Origin of the sequence: Nocardia beijingensis NBRC 16342 (genome assembly GCF_001612785.1) — a bacterium.
GTDB classification, from domain to species: Bacteria; Actinomycetota; Actinomycetes; order Mycobacteriales; family Mycobacteriaceae; genus Nocardia; species Nocardia beijingensis.
Genome location: NZ_BDBC01000010.1, coordinates 104,690 through 127,979, shown reverse-complemented (window position 1 = coordinate 127,979; position 23,290 = coordinate 104,690). Strand labels below are relative to the sequence as shown.

Genomic DNA, 23,290 nt, shown 5'->3' with positions numbered 1-23,290 from the left:
ATGTACCGGCCGGAATGCGGCGGCTAGCCTTACAGAATGGGTTCGACCGGCGTATCCGAAGCACCCCCAGGTACGCCTCGCGCGGGCCGCGTGCGGGCCTCGATCCGGCGCGTCGGGCAGCGGTGCGCCGAGTTCGCGCGCGATCCGGTCGCGGCCTTCCGCCGCAGCGTCGAGGAGCTGCCGTACGACTACCCGCCGTCGGTGATCGTCAGCGTGGATATCGCGGTCTTCGTCGTCGCGGTCGCGGCGGCGGTGCAGCGGCACAGCTACTTCCCGACCCTGCTTCCGATCGTGGCCGTCCTGCTGACCTGCGCCTTCGGTCCGTTGCACGCGTTGCTCGGCGTGCTGCCGCGCCCGTTGCTGCTCGGCGTGCTTGCCATGGCCGCCGAGGCGTTGTTCCTCGCCCAACCGGTCGAGGCCGATTTCGCGCCGTTCGTCCTGGTGGCCGCCGCGGGGGAGATCGCGGCGATCGCGCCGAAACGGGTGAGCATCCCGGTGACGCTCGCGATGATGCTGCAACTGGTCGCCTTCGCGCTGATCGGCCATGTGCCGGAAGGACTGCCGACCTATCTGGTCGGCATCGCCTTCGGCTGGATGGCCGGGCTGATGCTGCAATACCAGCGCCGCTTCCTCTACCAGGAACGCGGATATCAGGACATCCGCGCCGCGCAGGCCGCCGACGAGGAACGGCACCGGATCGCCAGGGAAGTGCACGACGTGATCGCGCACTCGCTGAGCGTCACGCTGTTGCATCTCACCGCCGCCAGGCACGCGCTGGAGACCGACCGCGACGTGGACGAAGCCGTGGAGGCGCTGACCGACGCCGAACGGCTCGGCAGGCAGGCGATGGCCGACATCCGCCGCACGGTCGGCCTGCTCGACGCGCGCCCGTGGAAGCAGGTTCCGGAACCGGGCGTGGAGGACATCGAGGATCTGGTCGGCGATTTCGTGCGGGCCGGGCTGGACGTGCGGTACGACCGCGAGGGCGATATCGGCGCGGTCTCACCCGCGGTCGGGCTCGCGCTGTACCGGATCGGGCAGGAGTCGCTGGCGAACGTCGTCAAACACGCGCACGGCGCGTCCGCCACGATCCGGCTCGCGGTGGACACGACCATGGTGACCCTCACGGTGGACAACACGGTGCCCGCCGGGCTGCCCGCCCAGCGCGGCGCGGGCATGGGCCTGTCCGGTATGCGGCAGCGCGCCGAACTGCTCGGCGGCCGCATGACGGCAGGTCCGTCCGGCCGCGGCTGGTCGGTGCGCGCGGGCATTCCGCTCGCGCCGGGCCGCGGCGGATTCTCGTGTTCGGCGCTGCCGGGAGCGGCGCCGACCGGACGGGAGGGTTCGTGAGGCGGCGTAGGCGATTCGTGTCCGCGGCAGCGCGCGCTGCCGGGCAGCGAGGAGGACTTGTGTATCGAGGAGTCGACCGAGCAGGAAGCGTGCCGGGGTCGAGCGCAGGCGAGGTGTGGTCGTGAGCGTGCCGACGCCCGCGGGCGGCGAGGACGCCGTGACCGTGCTGGTCGTCGACGACCAGGAACTCGTGCGCGGCGGTCTGCGGCGCATCCTGCGCAGACGCGACGGCTTCGTGGTCGCCGAGTGCGCCGACGGCGACGAGGTGCCCGCCGCCGTCGCGGCGGCCCGCCCCGACGTGGTGCTGATGGACCTGCGGATGAAACGGGTCGGCGGCATCGACGCCACCCGGTTGCTGCGGGCGCGTGACGGGGCTCCGCCGGTCCTCGTGCTCACCACCTTCGACGACGACCAGCTGCTGTCGGGGGCGCTGCGCGCAGGCGCGGCCGGATTCATCCTCAAGGACTCGCCCGCCGAGGACCTCATCCGCGCGGTGCGGATGGTCGCGGGCGGCGGCGCCTGGCTCGACCCCGCCGTCACCGGCCGCGTGCTGTCGGCCTACCGCACCGTCCGCCCGGTGCGCACCACCACCGACGCACGCCTGTCCGAACTGACCGCGCGCGAATACGAAGTGCTCGAACTGATCGGGCGCGGCCGGGTGAACGCGGAAATCGCTCGGGAACTCGGCATCTCGGAAGTGACCGTGAAAAGTCATGTGGGGCATATCTTCGGCAAGCTCGAGCTGCGGGATCGTGCCGCGGCGATCGTGTTCGCGTTTGACCACGGGGTGGTGACACCCGGAGAATCCACTGTGTGACGGGCAGCCTCCGGTCGCGTACCGCGTGATCTCGGTGTGTGATCCCTGCCCGGGATGCGGAGGATGACGGGTGCAGGAATCCGGGCCGAGAACCGGCACGCGGTTCGGGCCGTACGAACTGCGGTCGTTGCTGGGCAAGGGGGGAATGGGGGAGGTATACGAGGCGTACGACACGGTCAAGGACCGGGTGGTCGCGGTCAAGCTGCTCTCCGAAGAACTCGCCAAAGACCCGATGTACCAGCTGCGTTTCCGCCGCGAATCGCAGGCCGCGGCGCGGCTGGCCGAACCGCACGTCATCCCGATCCACGACTGGGGCGTGATCGATGGGGTGCTGTTCATCGACATGCGGCTGGTGCGGGGCGTCGACCTGCGGACCCTGCTGCGGAGCAAGGGGCCGCTGAGTCCGGCTCGCGCCGTCGGCATCATCGAGCAGATCGCCTCCGCCCTGGACGCCGCGCATGCGAACAATCTGGTGCATCGCGACGTGAAACCGGCGAACATCATGGTGACGGACGCGGATTTCGCGTACCTCGCCGATTTCGGCATCGCGCACACCGAAGGCGACAGCGCGGTGACGCTGGTCGGCATGGCCGTCGGCTCCTACATCTACATGGCGCCGGAACGCTTCGACGTCGGTCCGGTGACCGGCCGCGCCGATGTCTACTCGCTGGCCTGCGTGCTGCACGAGTGCCTGACCGGAGCGACGCCGTTTCCGGCGGCCAGCATGAACGTGCTGATCAAGTCGCACATGTCCGATCCGCCGCCGCGGCCGAGTGCGCTGGCGGGCGGGATTCCCGCCGCGTTGGACGAGGTGGTGCATCGCGGTATGGCCAAGGACCCGGCCGACCGCTTCCCGACCGCGACCGCGCTGGCCAGGGCCGCCCGTGCCGCCCTCGCCTCGACGCCGTCCGGGCCGACGCTGGTGGTGCGTGCGCCCGACCGGTCACAGCAGACGGTCGCGCCGGAATCGACCGGTGAATTGTCGCTGCCCGCGGTGATCCATCCGAGCGCACCGACGGTGGTTCGCCCGACGGAGTTCCATTTCACGCCGCTGCCACCGTCGGATGCGCCGGAGCCGCCGCGAGCGCCGCACCCGCCGGAGGTGGACCTGCCTCCGATGCGGCCCTTCCCGGACGCGCATCTGTATCCGGAGACGCAGGCGTATCTGGAGGCCGCGGGATATCCGCAGCCGGAGCCCGCCGTGCCGCCGACCCAGGTATACCCGCAGCCGCCGGAGCCCGCCGCGCCGCCCACGCAGGTGTACCCGCAGGGTTACGCCGCGCCCGCCGCGCAGCACCCCGATCCCGCCTACTCGCGACAGCCGGACGACTCCACTTACGATTCGGATTCCACCCGGGTGTACCCGGAGCCGGTCCCGCCGCCGGACGGGTATCGGCAGGGTTATGCCGATTACGCCGCACCGCAGAATTTCGATCCCGCGAACGCGCGACAGCCGGACGAATCCACATATGCCGATCCGGAATCCACCCGGGTATACGCGGAACCGACCGTCGCGCAGGCTTATTCCGATATGCCCCAAGGCTATCCGCAGACCCCCGGCAACGCCTTCGACGAGGGACATCCTGGGCTCGGAAACTACCCGCAGGATTCGGATCCAGCACAGCCATCCGGCTGGATCCCACCGCACGGCGAGTCCGACTTCCTGCCGGAACCGGATTCGGCCCCGACCCAGTATCTGGCGCCGTCGGAGCCCGACGGACGCGCGGCTCGCACCGACTATCCGCCGCACGGCGACTACCCCGCGCGCACCGGCGACCCGTTGGGCCGCGACGAACCGGAGTACGGCTATGACGACTACGACGAGCCCGGTTACTCCGCGTCTCGTCAGGGTCGCTCCATCGCGCTGCCCATCATGGTGGCCGTCTTCGCCATCGTCGCGCTGACCGTCGGCGGCGCGATCGCTTGGCAGTCGTTCGGCCGGGGTCAGGTCGAGACCACCTCCGCCGCCGCGCACTCCGAGGCGTCCGCGCCAGCGGCGCGGCCGACCACCCAGGCGCCGAGCCGGACATCGTCGCCGTCGGCCACCTCCACCTCGCCGAAGGCGTCCCAGGTCACGTTGCCCGCGGGTGCGAAGGCGTGCGGTCAGGGGCAGGCCGCCACCGGGGCGTTCACCCAGTCGGCGACGGGCACCCCCGTGACCAGCTGCGCGTTCGCCGAAGAGGTGCGCAGAGCCTATGCCGCGCTCGGGCAGGCGCAGAACGCGACTCGTGACGCGCCGCGCTCGGTCGTCGCGACCAGCCCGGTCACCGGCCGCACCTACACCATGAACTGCCTGCCCGAAGGCCAGCTCGTCACGTGCAGCGGCGGTGAGAACGCGGTGGTGTACGTCTACTGACGAGGTCGGCTACGGCACAGCCTGGCTGCCGCCGGGAACCACCGGCAAGCCCGCCGCCCGCCACGCCCGGAATCCTCCGACGAGGTCGGTCACCTGTCGGAGCCCCAGGCGCTGCCCGTCGGCGGCCGCGAGGCTGGAGGCATAGCCCTCGTTGCACACGATCACCACCGGTGTGTCGGCGGTGACGCCGGGCAGCCGGTGTTCGCCGTTCGGGTCGAGACGCCACTCCAGGACGATCCGTTCCACCACGACCGCGCCGGGTATCTCGCCCTCGGCGCTGCGGTTCGCGTGCGGCCGGATGTCCACGATCAGGCCGCCCCGGGATTGCACGGCAGCGGCTTGCTCGGGCGTCAGCCGCTCCAGCCGCGCCCTGGCCCTGGTCACCATCTCGTCGGCGCCTGTACTCGTCATGCATCCACTCCGCTCGCTGACGTTCCCGCGAAGTCCGCCAGCCTACGGTATTCGCGCACCGGCCGGAGCGGGGGAGAGTACGCGTGCACCGACGCCGCGGGCCAGAGCTTGTCGTTGCGCAGCTGATGCGCTCGATCGGGACCGAATCCGACCGTGTCGCCCGCCCGTCGCTCCGCTCTGCGGACCGGCCCGCCCGGGTGCGCGTATTCCTCGCTGAGTTCCCCCACGGTCATGGTGAACGCACCCGACGCGCCGCCGTGGTCGTGCGGTTCGGTGCCCTGCCCCGGAGCCCAGGACAGCAGCCACAGTTCGACGCCCATGGTCAGCGCCAGACGGGTCCACCAGCGCTGTTCGGCGTCGAAGCGCACGATGTCCAGCAGCGGCGTCGCCAGTTCCGCGGCCACCAGGCTGGTCAGCCCGTGTAACTCGGCGGGGGACCACAGCGCGCGCTCCGGGCGGATGGCGTCTCGAACCACCGGCACGTCGATGTCGGGATGGATGTCGCGCGCGTGCTTGAGGTTCACCGGAACGGATGTGATCACGTGTGCTCCTGCGGGATCGGTCGGATGAGCGGTTCGCGGCTGCCGCGTGATTCTCCGCCACCACGGCCGGTTTGCCATCAATCACGATCAGCGCGAACAAAATTCGCGCGAGCCGCACACCCGTCCCGCTCGCGGCATCGGACACCGGGCAGGAACGCGCTTCGTTATCCGAATCCGGGCAACGGCGGAGATTCCGGGAAGACGACGGGCAACGACACCAGGGCACGGTGGAACGGCCCCGGTCGCCAGGACAGCTCTTCCGGCTCGACCGCGAGGCGTATCTCGGGCAGGGCGTCGAGTAGCTGGTCGATGGCGTCCTGCGCGATCAGATACGCCATCGATCTGGCGGGGCAGGAGTGCGGTCCGGCGCCCCAGGCCAGGTGTGCTCGGCTGTCGATGTGCTCGCCGGTGTGGATCGCCGGATCGTTGTTGCAGGCGGCCATGCTGATCACGACCGGTTGATGCGCCGGCAACCACACGTCATCGATCAGGATGGGCTGTTTCGGGTAGCTGAAGCAGTAGTTGGCGCCGGGCGGATCGTCGAACAGCACCTCGTCGAGCGCGTCGCGGGTGGACAGGCTGCCGCCGAATATTCCGCTCGCGAACCGGCGGTCGGTGAGCATCAGCCGCAAGGTGTTGGCGATCAGATTCTGCTGTGGCTCGATTCCCGCCCCGTACAGGGTGACCAGCTGATGGATCATCTCCATGTCGTCGAGACCAGCGGGGTGCCGCAGCAGCCGGGAGGTGATGTCGTCGGCGGGATCGCGCCGCTTCATCCGGACCAGGTCGAACAGCGCGTCGGCGAGCATCGCGTTGCCCTTGTCCGCGTTGACGCCCTCGAAGATGGCGGCCATGCCCATCGCCACCTGCTGCCCGATCTCCGGCGGGCAACCGAGCATCTCGTTGAGCACCGCGAAGGTGAGCGGGAACGCGTACTGGCTGATCAGATCCGCTGCACCGTCCTGGCAGAAGGCGTTGATCAGCGGACCCGCGACCTGTTCGGTCGTCGCGTGCAATGCGTGCAGATCGACCGCGTCGATAGCGGCGACGTTCACCTGCCGGTAGCGCTGGTGCTCGAATCCCGTGCTGCGCAGCGCGTTCGGTCGCCATTCCATCATCGGCAGGATCGGGCACTCGCCGGGCACGCTCTGCTGCCAGGTGCGTGGATCCGCGGGAAAATGCGTCGGGTCGTTGAGGATTCGCAGCGCCGTGTAGTAGCCGATCACCAATGTTGCGGGCACGTTCGGCGCCAGTTCGATGGGGACGAGCGAACCGTAACGGCGGCGCATCTCCCGGTAGGCGTGATGGGGGTCGGCGGCGAATGCCTCCGTGTACAGCGCGACCCGGGGCCCGTCGCTGTCGAGAGGTGAATTATGTTGAACAGGACAGACTTTCGTGCTTTCGGAAGTGGATCGCGGGGACGGTGGCGTGGACAAAGGGCATGACTCCAGAAGGGAAGGCTCTTCGCCGACGAGTGCGGGTGCGCGGGTCGGCTACGCGCCGGTCCGGCGCATGTTTTCCGATGTGGCTACGGGATCGTAAGCAGTTCCGGCGCCGCGGTGGGGTGGTTTGAGCCGTCCGCTCATTCGCCGAGCCCCGCCGCGTACCGTGCGGTGAGCGCGGCGACGCGATCGGCGGGCCACGGGCACCGGATATCGCCTTGCGTAGCGGCGAAGAACAATTCCAGCTGTACGTGCCAGGCGGCCAGCAGTTCGGGCCGCAGCCGAGCGAGTCCGTCCGGCAGGGTCTGCCTGAGTTCCACCCGCACGCCGAGGTCGGGATCGGCTTCGAAGGACCACCGCACGGTGCCCGCCACCGCGCCGTCGTGGCGCCACCGGTACTCCAGCCGTCGGGGCGGCTCGACGCCGACGAGTTCGCCCGCCTCGACGTGCGCGTTGGTCGACCGGACCGGCGCGGGGCCGCCCACCGCCGGAGTCCGCTCCTCGGTGAGCAGCGACCACAGCCGCTCCGGCGGCTGCCACACCAGGTCGCGCTCGAAACGCAGGACGTAGCCGTCGATGGTGTGCAGTCGTGCTCGGGACCGGCTCATGGCTGTCCTTCCTCGTCGGGCATGGCGTCGAGATGGCGTTCCAGGGCATCGAGGCCGGTTTGCGCGCCTCGCATGTCGCTGAGAAATCGCGGTCCCGGTTGCGTGAAGATTGCTGCGGATCGGGGCCCCGCCGGGGTCGCCGAACTCGCGTAGCTGTTGTCACCTCGGCCTCGGTGGGCTTGCGCTGGGCGTCGCGATGTGCATCCGGTCGAGTGGATGCCGCGCGCTGTGAAGCCCGCCAAACGTGCGCACCGGGAACCGCACTGGCCGCGACGCACCGCCGGAACCCGAAAAATACTGCGGTAATACTCGAATGCTATTGAGCGGGAGCGAGGTGCGCCGACCCGTTCGGCAGCGGCCGTGGCGGTCAGTGGTTTTCGGTGAACTGGGGCTTGATCAATTCATCTAGTACGTTCTCCGGGATAACGAGAAGCAGTTCTCGGGTGAGGCCGGCGGCGAGCGCCGGTTCCGAACCCGGCCGCTCGGCGACATCGGGCGGGTAGGTGGAGGTGTCCATGCTTGTTGACCGCGCCGTCGTCATCTGGCGGGGAGACAAGAGTCAGCCGACCCGAGGCCGCGCCCATGCCGTCGCGGTCACCGGTCGCCGGGCCGGCGGATTTCGCGAGAAGAATGTGTCGAAAATGTCTACTGATCGATTCCGTAGCGTCCGAAACATCCTGGGGTGCGCGGCGCTCGCCGCGGCTCTGGTAGCCGGATGCGGAACCGACCGCGCCGAGGATTCGTCGAGCGAGCCCACCATCACCGAGGCCGCGGCACGCACCGACCAGAAGGGCCTGTCCATCATCGTGCCGGGCACCCTGGCCGCGAGCTATGCCGAGCTCGCCGCGGGCGTGCGCGGGAAGCTGGGCATGGCCGTCATGCCGGTCGGCGGCGAGCAGGCGATCACCTTCGGGGAATGGACCAGCGGTCCGGCCTGGTCGACGATGAAGGTGCCGCTGACCATCGCCGCGCTGCGGCGCAGTCCGAGCAGCTCGAACTACGCCGCGTCGGCGGCGATCACCCAATCCGACAACGCCGCCGCCGACGCGCTGTGGCAGTCGCTGGGCACGCCGCAGGAGGCGGCGCAGGCCGTGCAGGCGGTGCTGCGTGAAGGCGGGGACACCAAGACCGTCGTGCCTGCCACCCGCGCGCGTGCCGAGCACTCGGCCTTCGGCCAGGCGGAGTGGTCGCTGACCGATCAGGTGCGGTTCGCGTCGCGGTTGCCATGCCTGCCCCAGGCCGAGCGCGTCACCTCGCTGATGGAACAGGTCGTCACCAGCCAGCGGTGGGGTCTCGGCGAGTTCAGCGGCGCCGAATTCAAGGGCGGTTGGGGACCGGACGTCTCGGGCAACTACCTGGTGCGGCAATTCGGGGTCGTGAACGTGCCTTCGGGGCAGCTCGCGATCGCGATCGCGGTGCAGCCGGAGTCGGGATCGTTCAGCGATGGCATGAACATCCTGGACAAACTCGCCGCGGTCGTCTCCCAGCATCTCGACGAGCTGTCCGGGGGTCGCTGCCCGGCCTCGTGAGGTCATCTGTCCAGGTCGGTGTTACGCGACGTTCACGGGGGCGGGGCTGCCGAGATCGGACATGAGGGGCAAGATAGCGGCCATGCGCATCGGAGTTCTGACCGGAGGCGGAGACTGCCCAGGACTGAACGCGGTCATCCGCGCCGTCGTTCGCACCGCGAACGGCCGCTATGGAGACGCGATCGTCGGCTTCGAAGACGGGTGGCGGGGCCTATTGGAGGACCGCAAGATCCAGATCCGCAACGACGACCGCACCGACAGGATCCTCACCAAGGGCGGCACCATCCTCGGCACCGCCCGCACCAACCCCGACGTGCTGCGCGCCGGTCTCGGCCGGATCAAGCAGACCCTCGACGACAACGGCATCGAGGCGCTGATCCCGATCGGCGGCGAGGGCACGCTCACCGCCGCGAGCTGGTTGTCCGACGAGGGCGTTCCGGTGGTCGGCGTTCCGAAGACCATCGACAACGACATCGATTGCACCGACGTCACGTTCGGCCACGACACCGCCCTGAGCATCGCCACCGAGGCGATCGACCGGCTGCACACCACCGCCGAGTCGCACCAGCGCGTCATGCTCATCGAGGTGATGGGCCGCCACGCGGGCTGGATCGCGATCAGCGCAGGCATGGCCGCGGGCGCGCACCTGACCCTGGTGCCGGAGGTCCCGTTCGAGGTGGACGAGGTCTGCGCGATGATCAAGCGGCGTTTCCAGCGCGGCGACAAGCACTTCATCTGTGTCGTCGCCGAGGGGTCGCACCCGGCGCCCGACTCCGGATTCACCTTGCGCGAGGGCGGCATCGACGAGTTCGGCCACGAGCGTTTCACCGGCGTCGCCCAGCAGCTCGGCGTGGAGATCGAGCGGCGCATCGGCAAGGAGGTCCGCACCACCGTGCTCGGTCACGTGCAGCGCGGCGGCAGCCCGACCCCCTACGACCGGGTGCTGGCCACCCGCTTCGGCCTGCACGCCGCCGAGGCGGTGCACGCGGGCAAGTTCGGCCAGATGGTCGCGTTGCACGGCACCACCATCGACCTGGTCCCCCTCTCGGAGGCCACCAAGCAACTCAAGCGGGTGCCGACGGAGCGCTACCGCGAGGCGGAGGCGTTCTTCGGGTAGCGGCGGGAGGGTCCAGCGCCTATAGCCTCGTATAGCAACAGGAGCTATAGTCGAGATGTGTCCCGGACTATCAGCCAAGCTGAACTACGCAACGGAAGCGCTGCTGTGATGGATGCGTTGGAAGCGGGTGAGGATTTCATCATCACCCGTAACGGCCGCCCAGTAGGGGAGTTGCGGCCGTTGGCGCCGGCGCGTGAGGTCACCACAGCTGAGCTGAAGCGGCGGCTCGCTCGCTTTGCTCGCGCGGGCAGCAGTGTCGAGGAGCGGGCGCAGGTTGACGCGATCTTCGGGGAAGACCGACTCGATGACCAGTGAACGGCTGGACTCCGGCCTCCTGGATACCTGTGTACTGATCGATCTGGACGAGATTTCGGACGAGCAGCTTCCACTCGTACCGAAGATCAGCACCGTGACACTCGCGGAACTCGGGTTGGGTGTAGCCGCAGCACCTGACGCCACCAGGAGGTTGTTACGCACCGAACGTCTTCAAGAGTTCGAAAGCACCTTCGAAGCGTTGCCTTTCACGGCAGAGGCTGCCCGCCGCTTTACTCTGATGGCAGGCTTGCTGGCGGCCGGAGGGCGAAGCCCGAAGCCACGCAAGTTCGATCTGATGATCGGCGCGATCGCTTCCATTCACGGCCTGTCGCTGTTCACCCGTAACCCCAAAGATTTCTACGGGCTCGAGCAGGTGCTGACAGTCGTCCCGGTATGAGCGGCGTACCGACCGGTGCGAAGAGAGTTCTCATGAGCGGCCGACTCACTCGGCTGTTTCCGTAGCGGGTTGTCTCGCATCGGTACCCTGAGTCGCATGCGCAGCGGGCGACTGATCGCGTTGGCACTGTTGGTGATCGCGGCACTGGTGAGCGGCTGCTCGGAGTCGAATCCGCCCGAGCCGACCACCGGTGACTGGCACGGAGCGATCGAGGTTCCAGGGCAGCCGGTGCAGGTCGGCGTGAGCTTCCACGCCGACGGCACCGCCACGATCGACATCCCGTCCCAGGGCATGAGCGGCGTGCGATTGAAGGACGTCAGCTCCGACCGCGACGGCGTGTCGTTCGCGATCCCCGACATCCCGGGCGAACCGGTGTTCCACGGCAAGTACGAGTCGGGACCCGACCGGATCACCGGCGATTTCACCCAGTCCGGCCAGAACTTCCCCTTGGCGCTGAGCCGGGGCGAGGTCGTGCCGCCCGCCCATCCGCAGGAACCGAAGCCGCCGTTCCCGTACAAGACCGAGGACGTCGGCTACGGCAGCGGCGGCATCACCATCGCGGGAACGTTGACCGAACCGCAGGGCCCGGGCCCGTTCCCCGCCATCCTCATGATCACCGGAAGCGGCGCGCAGGACCGCAACGAGGAACTCATGGGCCACAAGCCGTTCCTGCTGCTGGCCGACACCTTCACCCGCGCAGGCTACGCCGTGCTGCGTACCGACGACCGCGGCGTCGGCGGCACCGGCGGCAAGCTGGACGACGCGAACTACACCGATCTGGCCGACGACGCCGCCGCGGGCGTCCGCTTCCTGCGCGCCCGCTCCGACATCGACCCGGCGCGGGTCGGGCTCTTCGGCCACAGCGAGGGCGGCTACCTCGCGCCGCTGGTCGCCGCGCGCCCCGACAGCGGCGTCGCGTTCGCGATCCTCATGGCCGGACCCGGCGCCCCCGGCTCGGACGTGCTCGTCGAACAGACCCGCTTGCTGGCCACCGCCAACGGCACGCCTCCCGACCAGGTGGAGGCCCGCGTCCGCGACACCGCCGAACTGGCCGCCCTGCTGAAGGCGGGCGATCTCGACGGCGCGCGGCAACTGGCCGTCCGGCAGAACCAGGCCCTGCCAGCCGACCAGCGCGTGCCGGACGATCAGGCCGCCGCGCAGATCACGCCGTATTTCGCCGCCCTCGTCGCCTATGACCCGGCGCCTGCCCTGTCCGCGTTGCGTATTCCGGTGCTCGCCTTCTTCGGCGGCAAGGATCTTCAGGTGCCCCCGGCGCAGAGCGAGCAGCCGATGCGCGAGCACCTCGCCGCCGACCCCGACGCGACCGTCCACGTCTTCCCTGGTCTCAATCACCTGATGCAGCCCACCGAGACCGGCCGTCCCAGCGAGTACGGCGCCATCGAGACCACCATCGCTCCCGAGGTGCTCGACTACGTCAGCGGATGGCTGCGGCAGCGGGTCCCGGTGAAGTAGCGGCACGCGAGAGCCGCTGCGCTGTGACGGCAGCGCTTACCTAAACTGATGGCCATGAGCGCACCCACGGTCGACCTGATGGATTACTCGGATGTCATCGCCCGGTTCGAGCCGGTGCTCGGCATGGAGGTCCACGTCGAGCTGAACACCGCGACGAAGATGTTCTGCGGTTGCCCGACCGAGTTCGGCGCGGAGCCGAACACCCAGGTGTGCCCGGTGTGCCTCGGTCTGCCCGGTTCGCTGCCCGTGGTCAACCAGAAGGCCGTCGAGTCGGCCATCCGGATCGGACTGGCGCTGAACTGCTCGATCACGCCGTGGGGCCGGTTCGCGCGCAAGAACTACTTCTACCCCGATCAGCCGAAGAACTACCAGATCAGCCAGTACGACGAGCCGATAGCCACGAACGGGCACCTGGACGTGGTGCTCGACGACGGCAGCGTCTTCCGCGTCGACATCGAGCGCGCGCACATGGAGGAGGACACCGGCAAGTCGGTGCACATCGGCGGCGCGACCGGCCGTATCCACGGTGCGAGCCACTCCCTGCTCGATTACAACCGGGCGGGCGTGCCGCTGATCGAGATCGTCACCAAGCCGATCACCGGCGCGGGGGAGCGCGCCCCCGAAGTGGCGCGGGCGTACGTGACGGCGCTGCGGGACCTGCTGAAGTCGCTCGGCGTGTCCGACGTGAAGATGGAGCAGGGCTCGCTGCGCTGCGACGCGAACGTCTCGCTGATGCCCATCGGCGCAACGGAATTCGGCACCCGCACGGAGACCAAGAACGTCAACTCGCTGCGCAGCGTCGAGGTCGCGGTGCGCTACGAGATGCGCAGGCAGGCCGCCGTGCTCGCCGGTGGCGGCACGGTGGTGCAGGAGACCAGGCACTTCCACGAGGCCGACGGCACCACCTCGCCCGGCCGCCGCAAGGAGACCGCCGAGGACTACCGCTACTTCCCGGAGCCGGACCTCGAGCCGATCGCGCCCGACGCGGAGTGGGTCGAGCAGTTGCGCGGCACCATTCCCGAGTACCCCTGGCTGCGCCGCGCGCGCATCCAGTCCGACTGGGGCCTGTCCGACGAGGTGATGCGCGACCTGGTCAACGCGGGCGCGCTGGATCTGATCATCGCCACCGTCGACGCGGGCGCCCCGGCCAACGAGGCGCGCTCCTGGTGGGTCGCCTACCTCACCGAGAAGGCCAAGGAGCGCGAGGTCTCGCTGGAGGAGCTGCCGATCGGCCCGGCCCAGGTCGCCGAGGTGATCAAGCTGGTCGACGCGAAGACGATCAACAACAAGGTGGCCAAGCAGGTCGTCGATCACGTGCTGGCCGGCGAGGGCGACCCGGCGCAGATCGTCGAGGCCAAGGGCCTCGGCATGGTCAGCGACGAGGGCGCCCTGCAAGCGGAGGTGGAGAAGGCGCTGGCCGCCAACCCCGACATCGCCGACAAGATCCGCTCCGGCAAGGTCCAGGCCGCGGGCAAGATCGTCGGCGACGTCATGAAGGCCACCCGCGGCCAGGCCGACGCGGCGCGAGTCCGCGAACTCGTCCTCGCCGCCTGCGGCTAGATTCCCGAGAGGCGGTCGACCGCGACGGCGCGGTAGGGCGTGGCCGGGGTCGGCGGCGTGGTGTAGCGCGCGTTCGGCAGGTACAACCGATCCCCGTACGCCGCGACCGTCGTCGGCACGTCGAAGCGCGGGTCGGTGACGCGTCGTATGACCGATCCCGTGGTTCCCGCGTTGTCGAGCGTGACCACGGCGATCGCGTTGGACCGGTTCTGCACGACCAGAAGTGTGTTGCCGCGTAGCCGCAGCCCATCCCCGTTGGGCAGTGTCTCCGCGCCGAGGTCGATCTGCCGTGTCGCGCCCGTCGCCGGGTCGACGCGGAACAGCGTGCCGGTCGCGGACTGCATGATGATCAACCCGGTGCCGTCGGGTGTGCGCACGATCCCGTTGGCGTTGATCGCTCCTGGCACGTAGTGGATGTCGCCGGTCAGCGGTCGTCGCTCCACCGCCGACGGCGGGGGCAGAGCACCGTCCTCGCTCATGGGCAGGTGGTACAGCACAGGCGCCCGCGAATCGGTGAACCACGCGCCCGTTGGCGTGAGCACGACATCGTTGACGAACGTGTCCGGCGGCGTGCCGAGCGGGTAGCTCGCCAGCACCGCCCCTGTGCCGGTGTCCACGACGCGGGCGTCGCCTCCCGTGCCACCGGCGACGAACAGCCGACCGCGGTGGTCGAGTCCGAGCCCGAGCGCCGGTGTCCCCGGCCCGGGGCTCAGCATGTCGCCTCGTCCGGTCACCAGGTCGGCGCGGTAGATGGAGCCATCGGCCCGCGAGCCGAAATATGCGACCGGTCGCGACCCGATGGCGATGCCCTCCGGCTGGAATCCGGCGGGTAGGTCGAACTCGGCGGCGAGGACCGGACGGTCGGCCGTCCGGTGCGCGGAAACCGACGCGGCCGCGCCGAAGCAGGCGAGGGCGGCCGCGATCACCAGGACGCGCTTCATCTCATCGTTCCTTTGTCAGTGGTCGCCCGTCCTACCCTGTCCACGCGCTCGTGCGGTGTCGAGTGTTCGGGTCCGAACTCAGTAGCCGACGGTGAAATGTTCGTTTCCGCCTGGACTTTCGAGCTCGTCCAGGACGGCCACGGCAAGGTCTTCCGCCGAGATCCGCGACGTGGCATCGGCGCTGGTGATCAGGGTGGTGGTGCCGCGCCGATAGTTGCCGGTGCGCTGTCCGGGTTCCAGCAGGGCGGGCGGGCTGAGATAGACCCAGTCGGCGGGATGCGCACGGCAGGTCTCCCATTGCGCGACGCTCGCGGCGGCGATGGTGCGAACGTGTGCCGGTACGTATTCCGGAGTGTCGAGCACGAGCCGCTCGGGGTGTCCCGGAACCCGCAGCGGGGCGGCGCCGCCGACCACGAGGATGCGCGTTCCAGTGGTGGCGGCCGCGTCGAGCAGGGCTGCCGTGGTCTCCGTGACGGTGTGTTCCTGCCCTACGGCCGGACGGGTCGCCGCCACGATCGCGTCGGCGCCGTCGAACAGTTCGCTCATTCGGACGCGGTCGGTCGCGTCCCCCTCGACGGCGGTCACCGTGGGCGGTAGGACCGTCCGCCTCGATTTCCGGAAGACGGCGACGACCTTGTGGCCGCGGCTCGCCGCCTCGTCGACGACGCACGAGCCGACCATGCCTGCGGCTCCGACGACGGCGATCTTCATTTCGATATCCCTTCGGGTGCTGGAATGGGAGCGGACGAGCGGGTGGGCGCGGGAAGCTGGCCCGCGACGATCGCGGCGAGCGCGAGCCCGAACCCGACGAGTTGGACCGGGCCGAGCGTCTGGCCGAGCAGAACGGCGCCCAAAACCGCCGCGACCAGCGGCGAGAGCAGGACGAGCACCGCGACCGAGGTGACGGGCAAGGTGCCGATGCCGCGGAACCACACGACATACGCGAGCAGGCCACCGACGAGCCCGAGCCAGAGGTAGCCGAGGGCCGCGGGCGCGTCGATCGCCGGCGGCGGCCCTTCGGCGAAGACCGTGAGGGGCAGCAGAAAGAGGCCGCCGGCAGTGAGTTGCCAGCCCGCGAAAGCGGTGGGACCGATCCCGTCGGGCCGTCCCCATCGTTTCGTCAGGGTCAGTCCGAGCGCCATCGAAGCGGCGGCGGCCAGACCCGCCATGACCCCGGTGAGATCGAGGGCCGCGTTCGGCCCGATCACCACCAAGCCGACGCCGACGATCCCCAGCACTCCCCACGCGAGGCGCCAGGCGGAGGGGGTCTCCCCCAGGACCACCACGGCCAAGACGGCCACGACCAGCGGCTGGGCCGCCGCCAAGGTCGCGGCCACCCCACCCGGTAGGCGTTCGGCGGCGAGGAACAGCAGCGGGAAGAGCAGCCCGATGTTGAGCACGCCCAGTACCGCGGCCTTGCCCCACCAGGCTCCGCGCGGCAGCGTCCGCGTGATCGCCAGCGCGATCAACCCCGCGGGCAAGGCACGCAGCAGCCCGGCGAACAGCGGGTGTCCCGGGGGGAGTAGCTCGGTGGTGACGACATAGGTCGTGCCCCATGACACGGGAGCGAGCGCCGTGAGGACGGTGCGCGACAGGGTTCCCAACGGCGTGTCTGCGCCGGGAACCACCTGTGTGCCTGAACTTTTCACCTTCGCAGTCTCGCGCGGCACCGATCAATGAGTCCAACACATGTTTGTCACTCGATCAATCGTGATTCACGATTGATCCATGGAGCTCCAGCAGATGCGCTACGTGATCGCCGTGGCCGAGACGAACAGCTTCACCCGCGCCGCCGAACGATGCCTGGTCGTGCAGTCCGCCCTCAGCCATCAGATCGCCCGGCTCGAGCGGGAGTTGGGCGCGCGACTGTTCGAGCGCACCAGCCGCCGGGTGCGCCTCACACCGGCGGGCGCGGCGTTCCTCCCGGCCGCCCGTCAGTGCCTGGACGCGGCCGAGCGCGCCGTCGCCGAGGTGGCCGCCGCGGTGGGGGAGGTACGCGGACGACTCGCCGTCGGCCTGATACCCACCGTCGCCGCGGTGGACGTCCCGGAGGCGCTGCGCGAGTTCCGCCGCCGTCACCCGCAGGTGCGCATCAGCCTGCGGGTGGGCGCGAGCGAGGAACTGGTGGAGCAGGTCGAGCAGGGAGCCATCGACGTCGCTTTCCTCGGCTTGCCGACCACGGCGCGTCCGCGGGGCGTGGTCGCGCACGCATTCGCCCGTGACCGGCTGGTCGCCGTCGTCGCGCCGGACCATCCGCTCGCCGGGGAGCGCTCGACCGACCTGCGCACGTTGTCCTCCGAGGTGTTCGTGGATCTTCCGGCCGGGACAGCCGGCCGTCTCCAGTCCGATCAAGCCTTCGCGGCCGCGGGTCTGGACCGCGACGTCGCCTTCGAAGTGACCAGCGCGGACTACATCGCCCGACTCGTCCGCCCCGGCCTCGCCGTCGCCATGCTCCCCTCCGCCTACGTGCCGCAACTGGAGGGCGTGACCACCGTCGAGGTCACCGACGCCCCGGCCCGCGTCGAACACGTCATCTGGAGCCGCAGCCGCACCCCCGCGGCCACCGCCTTCCTCACCGTGATCGGCGTCCCGGCGCGAAACGCGGACAACTCCTGAAGACAACCCGTTATCGAGTCGACAACCGCGCCGCGCCGCACACCGGCGGACCTCTCCTGACGGACCCGCCGCCCCCGGCCATGTACCGCCAATTGGCCTGACCCGGCGCCTGCTGTGTTCGGAACGGCAAGCGGCGACTGCTTCAACAGACTCGTCGGCCCGTCGCGCGCGAAATCAGGACGCACGTCGCAGCTCGGTCAGTCCGCGCGACGCCCGAGAACGGCCCGCAAGCCGTCGCGCCTGCGAACGCCCGACACCGCAGCAGCCATGACCAGCACCACCGCGGTTCCACCAGGGACCGGCCGTCCGCAACCGCTGCCGAACCCCGCATCGCAGGTCGCGTGCCTCGAGCAAGTCCGGATCGCGGGGGATTCGAGCGGCTGTGGTGCGTGCGGAAAGCCAGCGGCCGCCCACGTGGTAAGGCAAACCGTCAGGTCGTGCGCTCACCGCCAGACGCGCCCAGCGCACCTCGACCCCAGGTTTCGAGCGAAGCGAGACCGAGCATCCGCCGTTCGCGGCCCGGCTCGCGTCCGAGTGGCCGCCGCGTCCGCGACGAAGTCGCCAGCGGTGGTCGCTCGGGCGCGAGCCATGAAGGGGCCGCGAACACGCAGCGCCGAAGGTGCTGCCAATCAACTCAGTCCGGGCCGCCGCCTCCGGCCTGCGGCGGCGGGATGCGGACCACTCGGTCGTCGAACGGTCCCGGCTGGCCGTCGGTCTTGTTCACCGTGGTCACCCAGATGGTGCCGTCGGCGCCGACCGCCGCGCCGCCGAGTTGCCCGTACTTGTCCTGCGCCGTGAGCGTCGGCGCCGCGGTGACCGCGTGGGTGGTCGGGTCGGCGGCGGCGATGGCGAGCGCCTTCGCGCGGGTCAGCGAGATCGCGACACCGTCGGCGGCGGCGGCGCACCCGGCGACGCCGGGCCGGTCCGGCCAGGTCCACATGGTGGTGACCGCGCCGTCGCCGCCGAGCCGCTGCAGCCGGTCCTCCGCGGCGGTGCGGTCGGTGATCCAGATGCTGTCCTTGCCGTCCCGGCAGACGTCCCCCGCGGTCCCGATGCCGGAGACGGCGATCTCCGGCGCGGGCGTGCGGCCGGGCACGGGGGAGTTCACGCGCAGCAGTTTGCCCGCGAGCGAGCCCGCCGAGGCGGCCGCGCCGGGGTTGCCCGCGTCGCCGGTCAGCACGAGCATCTGGTCGGGTGCGGCGAATTCGATCGCGCCGTGATTCCCGCTTGCGCCCTTGGGGATTCCGGTGAGCACGTCCTTCGGCGAGCCCCCTTCGCCGATGCGGACCACCCGGTTGTCGCTGCCGGTGGTGATGTACGCGTACATCAGGCCGTCTTCGTTGTAGGTGGGCGACAGCGCGAGGTCGCTGAGGCCGCCGTCACCGGAGCCGTCCACGTCCAGCCTGGCGATCTCGAACGGCGGCTGGTCGGGCACGACCTTCAGGATGCGTCCGGTTCTGCGTTCGGCGACCAGCGCCCCGTCGGGGAGCGTCACCAGGCCGCCGGTGGTGTCCAGGCAGGTCGCCACCACCGCCGGGTCGGGATCGATGCACGGGCCGCTCGGTCTGGTGGTGGAGGTGGGCGGTTGGCTGGGTTTCTTCGGGTCGATGTTGGCTCCGTGCAGGGTCGGTTCGGGGGTGAACGGACTGGACGCCGAATCGTCGAACCGGGCGCATCCGACCAGCAGGACGGAGCCGAGCGCCAAGCTCGCCGCGACGCGGCCCACGACAACCAAACTCATAGCCCAGACGTTACGGAAATTCCGTCGCCCGCGCCCTTCCGGGTGGGGGTGTCGCCCGCGCACTGACACGCCGCGCCGTACTTGCCCGCGCCGGTGCGGTGCGGCATAGGGTATTGGCCGTGACCGACAAGCCGAAAGACACGCCCGAACCGAAGGCCGGGGACGCCACTCCCACCACGGCCGAGCAGGCGGCGGTGTCGTCCACCGGCCGGGGAGTGACCAGCCCGTACGACTCGCCGACCGAGCAGTTCGAGCGGGTCGATCCGGCCCAGCGGCCGCAACTGTCCAAGGACGTCCCGCGCACCGAGGAAGAACTCGGGCTGGAGCCGGACGTTCCGACCACCGGCGCGAGCAAGACCCCGGCTGGTGCGACGGCGGCGCCGACCTACGACTACGCCAGCATCCCGCCCGCCCCGGCCCCGCCGAGCGACACCGCGCGCCTGCGCCGCCGCAACGGCGAGGTCCGCCGCGGCACGCTCGATCTCGGATTGCTGCTGCTACGGCTGGTGATCGGCGCGACCTTCCTCTACCACGGCCTGCAGAAGCTGACCGGCTGGTTCCACGGCCCCGGCCTGGACGGCACCCGCGACATGATGGAGCGCGGCGGCTGGGATCACCCGAGCGTGTCCGCCATGCTGGTCACCGCGGGCGAGGTCGGCGGCGGCGCGCTGCTGATCCTCGGTCTGTTCACGCCGTTGGCGGCGGGCGCGGTGCTCGCGGTCATCCTGGATGCCTGGGCTTGGAAACAGGGCATGGCCCCCGGGTTCCAGTACAAAGCCGGGCCGGGAGCGGTGGAATACGAAAGCGTCCTCGCGGGCGTCTCGGCCGTCATCATCCTGACCGGTCCCGGTCGCCTGTCCTTCGATCGCAACCGCGGCTGGGCCATCCGCCCCGCGGCGGGCTCGTTCGTCATCCTGCTGCTGGCCGTGGCCGCCGCGGTCGGCGCGTATTGGTACCTGCACGGCGGCAACCCGCTGACGGGCATCGGTCCCTTCGACTGAATCCAGCCGAACCGAAGGCCCCTTCCTCCCGCACCGGGAGGAAGGGGCCTTCGTCGTCGACAGGGTGGGGCTTACGGCACGTGCCGGACCGCGCCCTTGTCCGCCGAGGTCGCCATGGCCGCGTACGCCCGCAGCGCCGTCGTCACCGGGCGGTCCCGGTTGACCGGCTGCCACGGCCGTTCGGACGCCTCCATCTTCGCGCGGCGCTCGGCGAGCACGGCGTCGTCGACGAGCACCTCGAGCGTCCGGCTGGTCACGTCGATCCGGATCTGGTCGCCGTTCTCGACCAGGCCGATGACACCGCCGCTGGCCGCCTCCGGCGAGATGTGCCCGATCGACAGGCCCGAGGTGCCGCCGGAGAAGCGGCCGTCGGTGATCAGCGCGCATTCCTTGCCGAGCCCGGAGCCCTTCAGGAACGCGGTGGGGTGCAGCATCTCCTGCATGCCGGGGCCGCCCGCGGGGCCTTCGTAACGGACCACGATGACGTCGCCCGCCTTGATCTTCTTGCCGAGGATGACCGACACGGCCTCCTCCTGCGACTCCACCACCACGGCCGGGCCCTGGAAGGAGAACAGCTCCTCATCGATGCCCGCGGTCTTGAGCACCGCGCCGTCGGGCGCGATGTTGCCGCGCAGCACGACCAGGCCGCCTTCCTTGGTGTAGGCGTGCTCGAGGTCGCGGATGCAGCCGCCCTCCGCGTCGGTGTCCAGCGACGACCAGCGGTTGTCGGTGGAGAACGGCTCGGTGGTGCGCACCCCGCCAGGTGCGGCGTGGAACAGTTCGATGGCTTCCTGAGAGGCCTTGCCGGAGCGGATGTCCCAGGTGTCGAGCCACTCGTCGAAGCTCGCGCTGTGCACCGTGGTCACGTCGGTCTCCAGCAGGCCGGCCCGGCGCAGCTCGCCGAGGATCGCGGGGATGCCGCCCGCGCGGTGCACGTCCTCCATGTGGTAATCGGAGTTGGGCGACACCTTCGACAGCGTCGGCACCCGGCGGCTGATCTCCTCGATGGTGTGCAGATCGAAGTCGATCTCGCCTTCCTGCGCGGCGGCCAGCGTGTGCAGCACGGTGTTGGTCGAACCGCCCATCGCCACGTCCAGCGCCATCGCGTTGCGGAAAGCCTTGGCATCGGCGACGTTGCGCGGCAGCACGGACGCGTCGTCCTCGCGGTACCAGCGGTTGGCGATGTCCACCACCACGGTGCCCGCGCGCTCGAACAGCGCCCGGCGCGCGGCGTGCGTGGCGAGGGTGGAGCCGTTGCCGGGCAGCGCGAGACCCAGCGCCTCGGTGAGGCAGTTCATCGAATTCGCGGTGAACATGCCCGAGCAGGAACCGCAGGTCGGGCACGCCGACCGCTCGACCTCGGACAAACCCTCCTCCGACACCGCTTGATTCGCGCTCGCGGAGATCGCGGTGATCAGGTCGGTCGGCGCTTGGGCGACCCCGCCGACGACGACGGCCTTGCCCGCCTCCATCGGCCCGCCGGAGACGAACACCGTCGGAATGTTCAGCCGCATGGCCGCGTTGAGCATGCCCGGGGTGATCTTGTCGCAGTTGGAGATACACACCAGGGCGTCGGCGGTGTGCGCGTTCACCATGTACTCCACGGAGTCGGCGATGATCTCGCGCGACGGCAGCGAGTAGAGCATGCCGCCGTGGCCCATCGCGATGCCGTCGTCGACGGCGATGGTGTGGAATTCGCGCGGCACGCCACCGGCGGCGCGCACCGCGTCGGCCACGATGTCGCCGACGTTCTTCAGGTGCACGTGGCCGGGAACGAACTGCGTGTAGGAGTTCGCGATGGCGACGATCGGCTTGCCGAAATCGGTGTCGGTCATGCCGGTGGCGCGCCAGAGTGCGCGTGCGCCTGCGGCATTGCGGCCGATGGTCGTGGTTCGTGAACGAAGCGGTGGCATTTCGATGTCCTCGGGTCGCGGGGGCTGACGTGCGACGGGCGCGGAGCGTGCTCGGCGGAGCACCACGTTACTCCCGGTGGGCGTGCACACCGACCGGTGGTGTGGCGTCCCATCGCGGTCGGCCGGGTCGGGTGTGTCGCCGGTGCGTGGTGTCGCGTGCGACGACGGTGACGCCGGAGGTGCCGGAACGTCGAGTGGGACTGGACGGAGGATCACTGCTCCGGGGAAATCATCCCATCACTCGACCGTAACCTCCCAACGATGGCGAATGTTCCGCGTCGGCGCTCGGACCGGGCGGGCCAGGGAGTTCGCCGTCCTTGCGGCCCGATGGTCGCCGGATTGCCGACTGCTAGGTCGCGCTGTCGCGTGGCGTGTCTTCGTCGGCGTTCTCGCCGGACTTCGCCAACCCGTTGGTCGCCGGGTCGCCTTTCGCGTTCGAGGGTCGGTCACTCCCGTCCGCGGGTTCGGCGGGGGCCTCTTCCGTCGCGGGTTCCCGAGGCTCCGCGAACGGGTCCGGAATCCGTCCGCCGGAGAACGCCGCCAGATCGCGCAACCGGTCGTAGCTCACCGCGGGCAACTTCACCTCGGTGCCATCGGTGAGGTCGGCCCGCACGTATCCACGCTTCGGGATGCGCACACCCTTCAGCTGCGCCCAGTCCAGGTGGCGCGAGCCGAACAGCGTCCGCAGGTCCAGTCCCGCGTCCGAGACGGTGGTCTGCGTCCGCAGTACCCACGCCAGCACCGCGACGGGGATCAGCAGCAGCCACCACAGTCCGGCTGGCCAGCCGACGAAGGGGAAGAACACGCACATCAGCAGGATGAACACGCCCAGGAAGGCCAGCCGTGGGATGCGGATCACACGGGCCTCTGAGACGCCACCCGTATCGGTTGTCGCCGCGGGCGTGTGGGACGATTCAGACGGTGGCACGGACTGATGCGGTGATGACACACCACCATCCTCGCATCCTGATGAACGGACACAAGCAACCGCACTGTCCCACATAATGGGACACACGGGGTCATCTGTTTGACTCTTCGGTTCACACCCGCTTAACGTCGTGCGCGTGAATCGAAACGAGTTGCTCGTAATCGGCCGGCGCGTCCAGCGTTGAGCCTGACACACTGAGTCGAATACGTCAGCTCGCGTTGCGACGCGCCACC

At 69.8% G+C, this 23,290-nt stretch carries 22 protein-coding genes; 11 read left to right on the top strand and 11 right to left on the bottom strand.

The genetic code is table 11. The annotated features are described in order from the left end of the window. Positions 1–36: 36 nt before the first annotated feature. From NB3_RS05870 to NB3_RS05860, 3 genes are all read left to right on the top strand, one after another. On the top strand, positions 37–1,350 hold the full coding sequence (locus NB3_RS05870) for a sensor histidine kinase (RefSeq protein WP_067797616.1): 1,314 nt from the start codon (positions 37–39) through the stop codon (positions 1,348–1,350). Between the two features lie 163 nt (positions 1,351–1,513). Further along, positions 1,514–2,167, top strand: a complete 654-nt coding sequence (locus NB3_RS05865) for a response regulator (protein ID WP_067798433.1) — start codon at positions 1,514–1,516, stop codon at positions 2,165–2,167. 70 nt (positions 2,168–2,237) lie between these two features. Continuing rightward, positions 2,238–4,523, top strand: coding sequence for a serine/threonine-protein kinase (locus NB3_RS05860; RefSeq protein WP_067797614.1), 2,286 nt, complete (start codon positions 2,238–2,240; stop codon positions 4,521–4,523). A gap of 9 nt (positions 4,524–4,532) precedes the next feature. Here NB3_RS05860 and NB3_RS05855 read toward each other — a convergent pair whose 3' ends face one another. From NB3_RS05855 to NB3_RS34815, 5 genes are all read right to left on the bottom strand, one after another. Next, positions 4,533–4,934 carry a rhodanese-like domain-containing protein gene (locus NB3_RS05855; RefSeq protein ID WP_067797611.1) on the bottom strand — a complete coding sequence of 134 codons (402 nt, stop codon included), beginning with the start codon at positions 4,932–4,934 and terminating at the stop codon, positions 4,533–4,535. After that, entirely contained in the window at positions 4,931–5,476 is a 546-nt protein-coding gene (locus tag NB3_RS05850) for a cysteine dioxygenase (protein ID WP_218020531.1), read from the bottom strand. The genes NB3_RS05855 and NB3_RS05850 overlap by 4 nt, the downstream gene beginning before the upstream one ends. A gap of 164 nt (positions 5,477–5,640) precedes the next feature. Further along, positions 5,641–6,912, bottom strand: coding sequence for a cytochrome P450 (locus NB3_RS05845; protein ID WP_067797608.1), 1,272 nt, complete (start codon positions 6,910–6,912; stop codon positions 5,641–5,643). 146 nt (positions 6,913–7,058) lie between these two features. Continuing rightward, on the bottom strand, positions 7,059–7,526 hold the full coding sequence (locus NB3_RS05840; protein WP_067797606.1) for an SRPBCC family protein: 468 nt from the start codon (positions 7,524–7,526) through the stop codon (positions 7,059–7,061). A 367-nt stretch (positions 7,527–7,893) separates the two neighbouring features. Next, a complete protein-coding gene (locus tag NB3_RS34815) occupies positions 7,894–8,043 on the bottom strand; it encodes a hypothetical protein (protein WP_157111556.1) in 150 nt (49 codons plus the stop codon). 124 nt (positions 8,044–8,167) lie between these two features. On the opposite strand from NB3_RS34815, the gene NB3_RS05835 reads away from it, so the two are divergent. The 6 genes from NB3_RS05835 (at position 8,168) to gatB (ending at position 13,917) form a co-directional block, all read left to right on the top strand. Further along, a complete protein-coding gene (locus NB3_RS05835) occupies positions 8,168–9,055 on the top strand; it encodes a serine hydrolase (RefSeq protein ID WP_067797603.1) in 888 nt (295 codons plus the stop codon). Positions 9,056–9,137: 82 nt separating this feature from the next. Continuing rightward, complete coding sequence (locus NB3_RS05830) at positions 9,138–10,172, top strand: ATP-dependent 6-phosphofructokinase (protein WP_067797600.1); 1,035 nt, start codon at positions 9,138–9,140, stop codon at positions 10,170–10,172. Positions 10,173–10,229: 57 nt separating this feature from the next. Continuing rightward, positions 10,230–10,487 (top strand): type II toxin-antitoxin system Phd/YefM family antitoxin, encoded by a 258-nt coding sequence (locus NB3_RS05825; RefSeq protein WP_039799673.1) that lies wholly within the window; start codon positions 10,230–10,232, stop codon positions 10,485–10,487. Next, on the top strand, positions 10,477–10,884 hold the full coding sequence (locus tag NB3_RS05820; protein ID WP_067797598.1) for a type II toxin-antitoxin system VapC family toxin: 408 nt from the start codon (positions 10,477–10,479) through the stop codon (positions 10,882–10,884). Before NB3_RS05825 ends, NB3_RS05820 begins: the two co-directional genes overlap by 11 nt. Before the next feature lie 96 nt (positions 10,885–10,980). Further along, the gene (locus NB3_RS05815; protein WP_067797595.1) at positions 10,981–12,357 is read left to right on the top strand and encodes an alpha/beta hydrolase family protein; all 1,377 of its coding nucleotides are present in this window, start codon (positions 10,981–10,983) and stop codon (positions 12,355–12,357) included. A gap of 54 nt (positions 12,358–12,411) precedes the next feature. Next, the gene (gene gatB / locus NB3_RS05810) at positions 12,412–13,917 is read left to right on the top strand and encodes an Asp-tRNA(Asn)/Glu-tRNA(Gln) amidotransferase subunit GatB (protein WP_084485917.1); all 1,506 of its coding nucleotides are present in this window, start codon (positions 12,412–12,414) and stop codon (positions 13,915–13,917) included. On the opposite strand, the gene NB3_RS05805 is transcribed toward gatB, so the two are convergent. The 3 genes from NB3_RS05805 to NB3_RS05795 form a co-directional block, all read right to left on the bottom strand. Beyond that, on the bottom strand, positions 13,914–14,858 hold the full coding sequence (locus tag NB3_RS05805) for an SMP-30/gluconolactonase/LRE family protein (protein ID WP_067797590.1): 945 nt from the start codon (positions 14,856–14,858) through the stop codon (positions 13,914–13,916). The genes gatB and NB3_RS05805 overlap by 4 nt on opposite strands. Before the next feature lie 78 nt (positions 14,859–14,936). Further along, complete coding sequence (locus NB3_RS05800; protein WP_067797587.1) at positions 14,937–15,569, bottom strand: NAD(P)-dependent oxidoreductase; 633 nt, start codon at positions 15,567–15,569, stop codon at positions 14,937–14,939. Beyond that, complete coding sequence (locus NB3_RS05795) at positions 15,566–16,507, bottom strand: EamA family transporter (RefSeq protein WP_307693706.1); 942 nt, start codon at positions 16,505–16,507, stop codon at positions 15,566–15,568. The genes NB3_RS05800 and NB3_RS05795 overlap by 4 nt, the downstream gene beginning before the upstream one ends. 79 nt (positions 16,508–16,586) lie before the next feature. On the opposite strand from NB3_RS05795, the gene NB3_RS05790 reads away from it, so the two are divergent. Then, the gene (locus NB3_RS05790; protein ID WP_067797584.1) at positions 16,587–17,474 is read left to right on the top strand and encodes a LysR family transcriptional regulator; all 888 of its coding nucleotides are present in this window, start codon (positions 16,587–16,589) and stop codon (positions 17,472–17,474) included. A 634-nt stretch (positions 17,475–18,108) separates the two neighbouring features. Here the strand turns inward: NB3_RS05790 and NB3_RS05785 are convergent. Continuing rightward, the gene (locus NB3_RS05785) at positions 18,109–19,215 is read right to left on the bottom strand and encodes a PQQ-dependent sugar dehydrogenase (RefSeq protein ID WP_067797581.1); all 1,107 of its coding nucleotides are present in this window, start codon (positions 19,213–19,215) and stop codon (positions 18,109–18,111) included. A gap of 119 nt (positions 19,216–19,334) precedes the next feature. On the opposite strand from NB3_RS05785, the gene NB3_RS05780 reads away from it, so the two are divergent. After that, positions 19,335–20,216 carry a DoxX family protein gene (locus NB3_RS05780; protein ID WP_084485914.1) on the top strand — a complete coding sequence of 294 codons (882 nt, stop codon included), beginning with the start codon at positions 19,335–19,337 and terminating at the stop codon, positions 20,214–20,216. A 71-nt stretch (positions 20,217–20,287) separates the two neighbouring features. On the opposite strand, the gene ilvD is transcribed toward NB3_RS05780, so the two are convergent. After that, on the bottom strand, positions 20,288–22,129 hold the full coding sequence (gene ilvD / locus NB3_RS05775) for a dihydroxy-acid dehydratase (RefSeq protein WP_067797577.1): 1,842 nt from the start codon (positions 22,127–22,129) through the stop codon (positions 20,288–20,290). Between the two features lie 349 nt (positions 22,130–22,478). Beyond that, positions 22,479–22,988 (bottom strand): PH domain-containing protein, encoded by a 510-nt coding sequence (locus NB3_RS05770; protein ID WP_244891782.1) that lies wholly within the window; start codon positions 22,986–22,988, stop codon positions 22,479–22,481. Positions 22,989–23,290 lie beyond the last annotated feature (302 nt).

Coding starts and splice junctions, on each gene's coding strand:
- NB3_RS05870 (WP_067797616.1), top strand. CDS start 37: ATGGGTTCGACCGGCGTATCCGAAGCACCCCCAGGTACGCCTCGCGCG.
- NB3_RS05855 (WP_067797611.1), bottom strand. CDS start 4,934: ATGACGAGTACAGGCGCCGACGAGATGGTGACCAGGGCCAGGGCGCGG.
- NB3_RS05840 (WP_067797606.1), bottom strand. CDS start 7,526: ATGAGCCGGTCCCGAGCACGACTGCACACCATCGACGGCTACGTCCTG.
- NB3_RS34815 (WP_157111556.1), bottom strand. CDS start 8,043: ATGGACACCTCCACCTACCCGCCCGATGTCGCCGAGCGGCCGGGTTCG.
- NB3_RS05835 (WP_067797603.1), top strand. CDS start 8,168: ATGTCTACTGATCGATTCCGTAGCGTCCGAAACATCCTGGGGTGCGCG.
- NB3_RS05830 (WP_067797600.1), top strand. CDS start 9,138: ATGCGCATCGGAGTTCTGACCGGAGGCGGAGACTGCCCAGGACTGAAC.
- NB3_RS05820 (WP_067797598.1), top strand. CDS start 10,477: ATGACCAGTGAACGGCTGGACTCCGGCCTCCTGGATACCTGTGTACTG.
- NB3_RS05815 (WP_067797595.1), top strand. CDS start 10,981: ATGCGCAGCGGGCGACTGATCGCGTTGGCACTGTTGGTGATCGCGGCA.
- gatB (WP_084485917.1), top strand. CDS start 12,412: ATGAGCGCACCCACGGTCGACCTGATGGATTACTCGGATGTCATCGCC.
- NB3_RS05805 (WP_067797590.1), bottom strand. CDS start 14,858: ATGAAGCGCGTCCTGGTGATCGCGGCCGCCCTCGCCTGCTTCGGCGCG.
- NB3_RS05800 (WP_067797587.1), bottom strand. CDS start 15,569: ATGAAGATCGCCGTCGTCGGAGCCGCAGGCATGGTCGGCTCGTGCGTC.
- NB3_RS05790 (WP_067797584.1), top strand. CDS start 16,587: ATGGAGCTCCAGCAGATGCGCTACGTGATCGCCGTGGCCGAGACGAAC.
- NB3_RS05785 (WP_067797581.1), bottom strand. CDS start 19,215: ATGAGTTTGGTTGTCGTGGGCCGCGTCGCGGCGAGCTTGGCGCTCGGC.
- ilvD (WP_067797577.1), bottom strand. CDS start 22,129: ATGCCACCGCTTCGTTCACGAACCACGACCATCGGCCGCAATGCCGCA.